Origin of the sequence: Pseudomonas sp. NPDC007930 (assembly GCF_042958985.1) — a bacterium.
GTDB lineage: Bacteria > Pseudomonadota > Gammaproteobacteria > Pseudomonadales > Pseudomonadaceae > Aquipseudomonas.
Genome location: NZ_JBIBKC010000036.1, coordinates 1 through 10,632, shown reverse-complemented (window position 1 = coordinate 10,632; position 10,632 = coordinate 1). Strand labels below are relative to the sequence as shown.

Annotated in this window: 9 protein-coding genes; all 9 read left to right on the top strand. The window is 67.8% G+C overall.

Going from position 1 to position 10,632, the window contains the following annotated elements:
• Nucleotides 1–247: 247 nt before the first annotated feature.
• Nucleotides 248–958 (top strand): TetR family transcriptional regulator, encoded by a 711-nt coding sequence (locus tag ACFZCE_RS27115; protein WP_390943642.1) that lies wholly within the window; start codon nt 248–250, stop codon nt 956–958.
• Nucleotides 959–1,119: 161 nt separating this feature from the next.
• The gene (locus ACFZCE_RS27110) at nt 1,120–2,178 is read left to right on the top strand and encodes a Rieske 2Fe-2S domain-containing protein (protein ID WP_390943641.1); all 1,059 of its coding nucleotides are present in this window, start codon (nt 1,120–1,122) and stop codon (nt 2,176–2,178) included.
• On the top strand, nt 2,165–3,121 hold the full coding sequence (locus ACFZCE_RS27105) for a 2Fe-2S iron-sulfur cluster-binding protein (RefSeq protein ID WP_390943640.1): 957 nt from the start codon (nt 2,165–2,167) through the stop codon (nt 3,119–3,121). The genes ACFZCE_RS27110 and ACFZCE_RS27105 overlap by 14 nt, the downstream gene beginning before the upstream one ends.
• A 25-nt stretch (nt 3,122–3,146) precedes the next feature.
• A complete protein-coding gene (locus ACFZCE_RS27100; RefSeq protein WP_390943639.1) occupies nt 3,147–4,394 on the top strand; it encodes an FAD-dependent monooxygenase in 1,248 nt (415 codons plus the stop codon).
• Between the two features lie 121 nt (nt 4,395–4,515).
• Nucleotides 4,516–5,727: an ABC transporter substrate-binding protein gene (locus ACFZCE_RS27095; RefSeq protein ID WP_390943638.1), complete on the top strand. Its 1,212-nt coding sequence runs from the start codon at nt 4,516–4,518 to the stop codon at nt 5,725–5,727.
• 153 nt (nt 5,728–5,880) lie between these two features.
• A complete protein-coding gene (locus tag ACFZCE_RS27090) occupies nt 5,881–7,812 on the top strand; it encodes an ABC transporter permease (RefSeq protein ID WP_390943637.1) in 1,932 nt (643 codons plus the stop codon).
• Nucleotides 7,809–8,588: an ATP-binding cassette domain-containing protein gene (locus ACFZCE_RS27085; protein WP_390943636.1), complete on the top strand. Its 780-nt coding sequence runs from the start codon at nt 7,809–7,811 to the stop codon at nt 8,586–8,588. The genes ACFZCE_RS27090 and ACFZCE_RS27085 overlap by 4 nt, the downstream gene beginning before the upstream one ends.
• A complete protein-coding gene (locus ACFZCE_RS27080) occupies nt 8,581–9,321 on the top strand; it encodes an ATP-binding cassette domain-containing protein (RefSeq protein WP_390943635.1) in 741 nt (246 codons plus the stop codon). The genes ACFZCE_RS27085 and ACFZCE_RS27080 overlap by 8 nt, the downstream gene beginning before the upstream one ends.
• A 9-nt stretch (nt 9,322–9,330) precedes the next feature.
• Entirely contained in the window at nt 9,331–10,509 is a 1,179-nt protein-coding gene (locus ACFZCE_RS27075) for a benzoate/H(+) symporter BenE family transporter (RefSeq protein WP_390943634.1), read from the top strand.
• The last annotated feature ends 123 nt before the right edge of the window (nt 10,510–10,632 follow it).

The following is a 10,632-nucleotide window of genomic DNA, read 5'->3' as shown; positions in this document are numbered from 1 at the left end:
CCCGCAGAGCTCACAGATTGATCCCTTCCATAAAGCCGTGACAGCGCTTAAGTGAACAGAGCGCTTAATTGAGGGTGAAAAGCCCTGATTTCGCCTGGTGGTTTTACCGAGCGCATGACCTGACTAGCCCATCGCCCGGCACAGCCCCACCGGCCTTGGCCCGGGAGGCGGTTATACTTGCGCATATTTAAACCACCGGCCAATTAATTTAAGGTACGGCCTTCCCTGCCTCACGAAGAGCCTTTGCATGCACACCGTCAGTGGCCGCCGCGGCACCCTGCCCGCCTCCCCCGCCAAGAGCAAACCCAAGCGCAAGGGCCCCGGCCGGCCGGAGGGCGCCAGCGGGGTGCGCGAGGCGATCCTCGACGCCGCCGAGTGCCTGTTCGCCAACGCCGGGTACGCCGGCACTACCCTGCGCGAGGTGTCGGACCAAGCCCATGTGACCCAGGCGCTGATCAACTACTACTTCGGCTCCAAGTACGGCCTGTTCGAAGAGGTGTTCCTGCGCCGCGGCGCGGCGGTGTCGGAAGAGCGCGTGGCCAACCTCGAGGCGCTGCGCGCCGAGGGCACGCCCAGCGTGGGCGAGATCGTGCGGGCGTTCCTGCTGCCCACGGTGGTGCTGCGCACCAGCGAGCAGGGCCGGCACTTTTTGCGCCTGCAGGCGCGCTTGCACACCGAGCCGCCGCATATTTCCTACGCGCTGCGCGACAAGGCCTACGGCCAATCCACCCAGTTGTACGTGGAGGCCCTGCAAGCGGCGCTGCCGGGCCTGTCGGCGCTCGACGCCCATTGGCGCATCACCCTGATGGTCGGCACCTACCTGTATGCGTTCTCCGACAGCCACCGCATGGAAGAGCGTGTACCCGAAGGTCAGTACGATGCCGACGACTGGCAGTCGCTGATCGACCAGGTCACGGCGTTCGTCGTAGGCGGCATGTCGGTGCCTGCGAACGCCTGATGCACCAAAGCAGCACACAAACCCTGGGCGGGCGAAGCGGCCGCGGCCACGCCCCACCCAGCAAAATCGGCATTTAGCGTACACGCGATAAAACTGGCACGGCTTCTGCTATCGGATTAATTAACGAGTCGATTAATTAATTGATCCAGCGAGGCACCGAGATGAACCTGATCGCCGTGTCATCCCACCAGCCGATCACCGCGGGCGACGCCTGCCAAGACCCGGTACTGCTCAACGACTGGCACGTGGTCGGCTACGCCACCGACTTCGTTGAAGGCACCCTCTACCCCGTGCGCCTGCTCGAGCGCGAGCTGGTCGCCTGGCGCAGCAGCGACGGCCAGGTGCACGTTTGGGAAGACCTCTGCATCCACCGCGGGGCGCGCTTGTCGAAGGGCTGGATCAAAGACGACAAGGTGGTGTGCCCCTACCACGGCTGGCGCTACAACGGCGAAGGCGCTTGCACCCTGATGCCCGCCGCGCCCGACGAAACCCCGATGAAAAAAGCCCGCGCCTTCCCCTGCGCGGCAGTGGAGCGCTACGGCTTTGTGTGGGTGTGCCTGGGCACCCCGGCGGCCGACATCCCGGTGTTCCCGGAATGGGAAAGCGAGCGCTTCATGAAGGTCCACAGCGGCCCGTATGTGTACGAGGCCAACGGCTTCCGCGCGGTGGAGAACTTCATCGACGCCACCCACTTCCCGTTCGTGCACGCCGGCCTCAATGGGGTGATGGACAACCCTGACCGGCTCGAGCCCTATACCGTCGAAGAAACCGCCAGCGGGCTGAAATCCTCCGAGGTGCGGGTGTTCCAGCCCTGGGGCGATGCCCGCGGCACGCCGCTGGTGGCTTTTTACACCTACCACACCTTCCGCCCGCTGGTGGGCTACTTCTCCAAGCGCACCCAGGCGGCCAACGCCGAGGGCCAGCCGGTCACCGAGCACAGCGACACCTTCACCACCTTCTTCACCGTGCAGGCGCTGGACGCCACCCGCAGCATCGTGCGGGTGCTGGCCTCGCTAGACGTTGACCCGCGCCCCAGCGCCGAGGCGGTGCGCGAGCGCGCCGACGTGGTGTTCGGCCAAGACAAGGACATCGTCGAAACCCAGCGCCCCGAGCGCATCCCGGTGGAACTGCGCTACGAGCTGCACCACCGCACCGACCTGATGGGCCAGCGCTACCGCACCTGGCTGCGCAACAAGGGCATTACCTATGGGGTTATCTGACGCCGGCCGCCTCAGGCTGCGCCTGCAGGCGGTGGAGTACGCCGCGGCGGGGGTCAACCTGTACCGCTTCGCCGCGCCCGACGGCAGCGCGCTGCCGGCCTTCGAACCGGGCGCGCACATCGACGTGGCCCTCGGCGAAGGCCTGCTGCGCCAGTACTCGTTGCTGTGGCCGCAGCCGTCGCCCAGCGAGTACCAGATCGCCGTGCAACTGGCCGAAGGCGGCAAGGGCGGCTCGCGGCGGCTGCACTATGAGTCGGTGGTGGGCGAGCACTACGAAGTGTCTGCCCCGCGCAACCACTTCGCCCTGCAGCCGGGGGCCGCGCCCAGCGTGCTGCTGGCCGGTGGCATCGGCATCACCCCGCTGCTGGCGATGTACCGCCAGCTCAAGGCCCAGGGCCGGCCGGTGGCGCTGTACTACTGGGCGGCGCGCGCCGAGCACTGGTTGTTCCCCGCGGAGCTGGCCGGCCAGGCCGATGTGCGGCTGTTCGCCACCCGCGAGGGCGCCGCGGTGCCGCGCCTGGCCGAGCTGCTGCCCACCTTGCCGGCCGAGGCCCAGCTGTATTGCTGCGGGCCCCAGGCGATGGTCGATGCCTTCGACCAACTGAGCGCCGGGCGCCCGCCGGGACGGCTGCACCGCGAGCGCTTCAGCGCCAGCCTGGAGGCACTGCAACCCGGGGGAGGCTTTCGCGCGCGGCTGGCGCGATCGGGCATCAGCCTGGAGGTGGCGCCCGAGCAAACCCTGCTGCAGGCCTGCGAGGCCGCCGGGGTAGACGTGGCCTACTCCTGCGAAGAAGGCGTGTGCGGGGCCTGTGAGGTGAAGGTGCTGGGCGGCTGCGTGGAGCACCGCGACAGCGTGCTCAGCCCGGCCCAGCGCGCGGCCAACAGCCACATGATGATTTGTTGTTCCCGGGGCCTGGGCGACGACCTGGTGCTCGACCTCTGACCACGCTGTTAAGGGAGTTAGCTTGATGAACAGAACCCTGCGAGTCGGCATCATCGGCGCCGGCATCGGCGGCGTGACCCTCACCCGCGCGCTCAACCAGTTGGGCATCGAGGCGCATGTGTTCGAACGCGCGCCGGCCTTTGGCGAAGTCGGCGCCGGCGTGCAGATGACCCCCAACGCGGTCAAGGTGCTGCACGCCCTGGGCCTGGAGGCGCAGTTGGCGCGCATTGGCTTCTTGCCCCAGGCAATGGTCGGGCGCAACTGGAAAACCGCCCGCGAGCTGTTCCGCACCCCGCTCAAGGCCAGTTGCCGGCAGCTGTACGGCGCGGATTTCTACCACGTGCACCGCGCCGACCTGCACGCCGCCCTGGCCGAAGGCATCGAGGCGCCCCAGGCACAATTGGGCAAGGCCTGCGTCGGCCTGGAGCAGCACAGCGATGGCGCGGTGGCGCGCTTTGCCGACGGCAGCCAGTTCGAGGCGGACCTGATCGTCGGCGCCGACGGCGTGCGCTCGGTGATCCGCGAAGCCCTGTGGGGCGAGGAGGCCGCCAACTACACCGGGCACATGTGCTGGCGCGCGCTGGTGCCGGTGGATACCCACCCGCTGCCGTTCGTGAGCCCGGATTCGAACTTCTGGATGGGCCCCAAGGGCCATGTGGTCACCTATTACGTAAAGGGCGGCGCGGCGGTGAACATCGTCGCGGTCAACGAAAGCCCGGCGTGGGTGGAAGAATCCTGGAACGCCAAGAGCACCCAGGCCGAGCTGCTGGCCGGCTTCGAGGGCTGGCACCCGAACCTGATCGAGCTGTTCCGCCGCGCCGACCCAGACGCCATCTACAAATGGGGCCTGTTCGACCGCGACCCGATGCGCAGCTGGTCGAAGGGCCACGCCACCCTGCTCGGCGATGCCGCCCACCCGATGCTGCCGTTTTTGTCCCAGGGCGCGGCAATGGCCATCGAAGACGCCTATGCCCTCGCCCAGGCCCTGGCCTTCCACGGCAAGGCCTCGCTGGCCGACGCCCTGGCAGCCTACGAGGGCGAGCGCCTGGCGCGCACCCGCCGGGTGCAACTCGAAGCCCGCGAGCGCGGCCGCACCTATCACCTGCCTTCGCCCTGGTCGCAGTTCAAGCGCGACCTGGCCTACCGCTGGCGGCAGTGGCTGAACCCCAACGCGGTGGGCATCCAGGCCAACTGGGTGTACGAGTACGACGCCCGCCTGTGCCCACAACGCTATGCCGAACACGCCGGCGCGCCACAGCGCGCGGTGGCTTGAATTCCAATAACAGCGTGCCAGCCCCACTGGCACACCCCTTGCCTTGCTGAAACTGCCGTGTTTGGGCTGCCGCCCCTCATCGATGCTGTGTTTGCGGTTCAAAGAACCTAGGGAGAACGCAATGGCTTTACGTGCAGGTTTCACACTGGCGCCGCTGCTGCTGGCGCTGCTCGGCACGCCCCTGGCCTGGGCCGACGGGGTGATCAAGATCGGCGAAGTGAACAGCTACAAATCCCAACCGGTGTTCACCGACGGCTACAAGAAGGGCATGGAGCTGGCGATCGAGCAGATCAACGCCCAGGGCGGCGTGGCCGGCAAAAAGCTCGAACTGGTGACCCGCGATGACAACGCCAACCCCGGCGACGCCATCCGCCAGGTCGAAGACCTGATCAACCGCGAACATGTCGACGTGCTCGCCGGGGCCTTCTACGCCAACATCGGCACCGCCCTGGCCGACTACGCCAAGCAGAAGAAACGCTTTGTGCTGGTCACCGAGGCGCTGTCGGACAACATCGTCTGGAGCGCCGGCAACCGCTACACCTACCGCCTCGATGCGTCCACCTACATGCTCACCGCGGCGCTGGTAGACGAAGCCGTGAAACTGCACAAAAAGCGCTGGGCGCTGGTGTACCCCAACTACGAGTTCGGCACCGCCGCGGCCAGTGCATTCAAAACCCTGCTCAAGGCGCGCCAGCCAGACGTGGAGTTCGTCGCCGAGCAGGCGCCGCCGTTCGGCAAGGTCGACGCCGGCAGCCTGGTGCAGGCGCTGGTCGATGCCAAGCCGGATGCGGTGTTCAACGCGCTGTTCGGCGCCGACCTGGCCAAGTTCGTGCGCGAAGGCACCACCCGCGAGTTTTTCGGCGAGCAGTTGCCGGTGCTGTCGATCATCACCGGCCAGCCGGAATACCTCGAACCGCTCAAGGATGAAATCCCGCCGAACTGGACCGTCACCGGCTACCCCTGGTACAGCATCAGCACCCCGGCGCATCAGGCCTTCCTCAAGGCCTACCAAGCCAAGTACGGCAACGAGAACCTGCGCTTCGGCTCGATCATCGGCTATGCCGCGGTGCAGTCGATCGCCGCGGGCATCCAGGCCGCCGGCGGCAAGACCGACTCCGAGGCACTGGTCAACGCCTTCGCCGGGCTCAAGGTGCAAACCCCCGATGGCCCGCTGCAGTTCCGCGCCAGCGACCACCAGGCCACCTGGGGCTTGTACGTGGGCAAGCTGGCGGTCAAGGACGGCAGCGGGGTGATGGTGGATTACACCTTCAAGCCGGGTGAGGGCTTGCTGCCCTCGGAGGAAGAGGCGCGCAAGCTGCGCCCGGCCGAGTAACGGGACGTTAAACACACCCACCTGTGGGAGGCCGTGGTCCGGCACCCCGGCTGTGCCGGGCGAAGGGCCCTTGAACCCGGGCACATATGGCCGCCTCGCGGCGCCATCGCGCGGCACAGCCGCCCTCCCACGCCTCACCCCTAGAGTGACGCCATGGACTTTTCCGCCCTGCTTGCCCAACTGCTCAACGGCCTGGCCGAAGCCTCGTCGTTGTTTCTGGTCGCCGCCGGGTTGTCGCTGATCTTCGGCGTCACCCGCATCGTCAACTTCGCCCACGGCTCGTTCTACATGCTCGGGCTGTACGTGGCCTATTCCAGCGTCGAGTACCTGCTCCGCCACCTCGGCCCCAGCGGCTTCTGGCTGGGCCTGCTGGTGGCCCCGCTGGCCGTCGGGGTGTTCGGCGCGCTGGTCGAGATGCTCTTGCTGCGGCGCATCTACAAAGCGCCGGAGCTGTTCCAGTTGCTCGCCACCTTTGCCCTGGTGCTGGTGATCAACGACGCCACCCTGTACCTGTGGGGCCCCGAGGAACTGCTCGGGCGCCGCGCGCCGGGGCTGGCCGGCTCGATCAGCCTGCTGGGCCGGCAGTTCCCCAGCTACAACCTGTTTTTGATCGTGATCGGCCCGCTGGTGCTGGGGCTGGTGTGGCTGCTGCTGACCCGCACCCGCTGGGGCGTGATGGTCCGCGCCGCCACCGAAGACCGGCAGATGCTCGGCGCCCTGGGGGTGAACCAGGCGTGGTTGTTCACCGCGGTGTTCGCCCTCGGCGCGATGCTCGCCGGGCTCGGCGGCGCGGTGCAACTGCCACGTGAGCCGGCCAGCCTGGCGCTGGACTTGCGCAGCATCGGCGATGCCTTCGTGGTGGTGGTGGTCGGCGGCATGGGCTCGCTGCCCGGCGCCTACCTGGCGGCCTTGTTGATTGCCGAGATCAAGGCCCTGTGCGTGGGCATCGGCAGCGTGCACCTGCTGGGCCTGGAGTTTTCCCTGAGCAAGCTGACCTTGGTGGTGGAGTTTCTGGTGATGGCCGTGGTGCTGGTGGTGCGCCCCTGGGGCCTGCTCGGCCGCCCGCAGGCCGGCAGCCGCAACAGCGCCCCGGCCGAAGCCCCGCTGCGCCCGGCCGGCGCGCCGCTGCGCTGCATTGCCATGGGGGTGTTCATCGCCCTGGCGCTGCTGCCGGTGCTCAAGCCCTGGCTGCCGTATGCCAGCGTGCTGGCGCAAGACGTGCTGGTCAGCGTGCTGTTCGCCGCCAGCCTGCACCTGATCATGGGCCCAGGCGGCCTGCACTCGTTCGGCCATGCCGCGTACTTCGGCCTGGGCGCCTACGGCGCCGGCATTCTGCTCAAGGCGCTGACCTTGCCCATGCCGCTGGCGTTCGCCTGCGCGCCGCTGGTGGCCGGCGCCGGCGCGCTGCTGTTCGGTTGGTTCTGCGTGCGCCTGAGCGGGGTGTACCTGGCCATGCTGACCCTGGCCTTCTCGCAGATCGTGTGGTCGGTGGTGTTCCAGTGGGAAGGCGTGACCGGCGGCTCCAACGGTTTGATCGGCGTGTGGCCAGCCGAATGGCTGGGCGATACCGCCTATTACTACCTCACCCTGGTGCTGGTGGCCGCGGCGGTGTTGCTGCTGCGCCGGATACTCTTCTCGCCGTTCGGCTATGCCCTGCGCGCCGCGCGCGATTCCGCCCTGCGCGCGGATGCCATCGGCATGCACGTCAAGCGCGTGCAGTGGGCGGCGTTCGTGGTGGCCGGGGCCTTCGCCGGGCTGGCCGGGGCGCTGTTCGTGTTCTCCAAGGGCGGCATCTCGCCAGACTCAATGGCCGTGGGCAAGTCGGTCGACGGCCTGGTGATGGTGCTGCTGGGCGGTATCCAGCACCTGGCCGGGCCGCTGCTGGGGGCCAGTGTGTTCAGCGTGCTGCAGGATTCGATCATGCGCGCCACCGACTACTGGCGCGCGGTGTTCGGCGCGGTGATCTTGCTGCTGGTGTTGGTGTTCCCACAGGGCCTCGGCGGTTTTTTTCATTGGCTGGGCGGCGCCTGGGCGCGCCTGCCCCGGCGTAAAGCGGCGGTACTGCCACAGGAGAAACGCGCATGAGCCTGCTGCAAGTAAGGGGCTTGGCCAAAGCCTTCGGCGGTGTTCGCGCCGTCGACGGCATCCACTTCGACCTGCACGAGGGCGAGCTGCTGGCGCTGATCGGGCCCAACGGCGCCGGCAAGTCGACCACCTTCAACATGGTCGGCGGCCAACTGCGCGCCTCGGCCGGCTCGATCAGCCTCGACGGCCGCGAGCTGGTCGGCCTCAAGCCGCGGGAAATCTGCCACCTCGGCGTAGGCCGGACCTTCCAGATCGCCGCCACCTTCGCCTCGCTGACGGTGCTGGAAAACGTGCAAATGGCCTTGCTCTCGCACCACAAGCGGCTGTACCGCTGGTGGCGCCCGGCCCGCGCGCAGTACCGCGAGCCCGCGCTGGCGCTGCTCGAACAGGTGGGCATGGCCGCCCACGCCGAGCGCCCGTGCAGCGAGCTGGCCTACGGCGACGTCAAACGCGTGGAGCTGGCCATGGGCCTGGCCAACGCGCCGCGCCTGCTGCTGATGGACGAACCCACCGCCGGCATGGCCCCGCAAGAGCGCAACGAGCTGATGGCGCTGACCAAGCGGCTGGTGGTGCAACGGCGCATGGCGGTGCTGTTCACCGAGCACAGCATGGACGTGGTGTTCGCCCACGCCGACCGGATGATCGTGCTCGCCCGTGGGCGGCTGATCGCCGAGGGCGACGCGGCAAGCATCCGCAACCACCCGCAGGTGCAGGAAGTGTATTTCGGCAGCGGTAAAACCTTTGAAAAACCCAGCCAGGAGCCCAGCCATGACTAACGCCCAGAGCCCCGCGCTGCTGGAGGTGAGCGGCCTCAACGCTTGGTACGGCGCCGCGCAGATTCTCTTCGATGTGGGGTTGCGCGTGCACCGCGGCGAGGTGGTCGCCTTGATGGGGCGTAACGGCGCCGGCAAGTCGACCACCTTGAAGGCGCTGATGGGCCTGCTCGAGCGCCGCCGTGGCCAGGTGCGCTTTCTTGGCCAGGACGTGTCGCAACGGGCGCCCTACCAACTGGCCAGGATGGGCCTGGGCTTCGTGCCCGAGGACCGCCGGGTGTTCACCCACCTGTCGGTGGCGGAGAACCTCGAAACCGGCCGCCAGGCCGCGCGCGCCTGGCCCGACGGCAGCCCGGCGCTGAACTGGCAACCGGCAGACCTCTACGCGCTGTTCCCCAACCTCGGCGCCATGCCCGAACGCCCCGGCGGGCAGATGAGCGGCGGCGAACAACAGATGCTCACGGTGGCGCGCACGCTGATGGGCAACCCGTTCCTGATTCTGCTCGATGAGCCTTCAGAAGGGGTGGCGCCGGTGATCGTCGAGCAAATGGCGCAGATGATCCTGCAGCTCAAGGCGCGCGGTGCGAGTATCTTGCTCTCCGAGCAGAACCTGCACTTCGCCGAATGGGTGTCGGACCGCGCCTATGTGCTGGAGAAGGGGCAGATTCGCTTTGAAGGCAGCATGGCGGAGTTGGCGGAAAACGAAAGCGTGCGCCGCGCGTATCTCTCTTTGTAAGGACCGTGTATGGACCCCGCACACCCGGCGGCCAACGACCGCTGGCCGCTCTACCTCTCACTGGCGCTGGTCGGCATGACCTTCTCGGCCACCGGCCCGGTGGCGATCATCATCACCGCGGCGCGCGACGCCGGGCTGGGCTTTGCCCAGGTGTCGTCGTGGCTGTTCGCGGTGCTGGCGCTCAACGGCGTGGCGAGCCTGCTGCTCAGCGCCCTCACCCGCCAGCCGCTGGTGTTTCTCTGGACCATCCCCGGCACCCTGTTGGTGGCGCCGGTGATCGTCCACCACGGCTTCCCGGCGGTGATCGGGGCGTACCTGGTGTGCGCGCTGGTGCTGGTGGTGATGGGCCTGACCAACGTGGTCGGCTGGCTCGACCGCTGGGTGCCGATGCCGGTGGTGATGGCGATGATCGCCGGGCTGTTTCTCAAGTACCTGATCGGCATCGTCCACGCCACCGTGGCCGCGCCCTGGGTGGGTGGCAGCATGCTGGCGGTGTACTTCGCGCTGCTTTGGCAACAACGCCGCGGCCGCGCCCTGCTGCCGCCGATCATCGGCGCGCTGCTGGCCGGCGCCCTGGTGGTGCTGGCCGGCGGCTTCGCCTGGCCGCCGGGCAGCGCCCCCAGCGCCCTGGCCACCCCGATACTCACCTGGCCGGTGTTCAACCCGCAGGCGATCTCCGAACTGGTGGTGCCGATGCTGGTCACCGTGCTGTTCGTGCAGAACGCCCAGGGCATCGCCGTGCTGAAAACCGCCGGCTACCAGCCCTCGGTCAAGCTGATCACCGTCGCCAGCGGCGTGCTCACCGCCGTGGCCGCCCCCTTCGGCGGCTGCCCCTCGGTGCTCGCCGGGCCGTGCAATGCCATCCTCGTCTCGGCCGGGCAAACCGGCCGCCACTACCTCGCCGCCCTCGCCGCCGGCGCCATCAGCGTGCTGATCGGCGTGTTCGCCAGCGCCTACGGCTTCGTGCTCACCAGCCTGCCGGTGGAATACATCGCCGTGCTCGCCGGGCTGGCGATGTTGAGCGTGGTGGAAAAAGCCTTCAGCGCGGCGTTCAGCTCGGCGCTGCCGCTGGCGACCTTGGCGGTGTTTGTGGTGACGTTGAGCGATGTGAGTTTTTTTGGGATTGGTTCGGCGTTTTGGGGGTTGGTGTGTGGGTGTGTGTTGGCGCGGTGGGTTGAGGGGGGGTAGGTGTGGGGGGCCTCTAGCCCTAGCACAGTGTAGTGGTCTACTAACCCCGGACACCTCGATAGGTGAAAATGACCCTATCGAGGAGCTTTTCATGACCAAGAAGTACAGAAAATTCGATCCCAG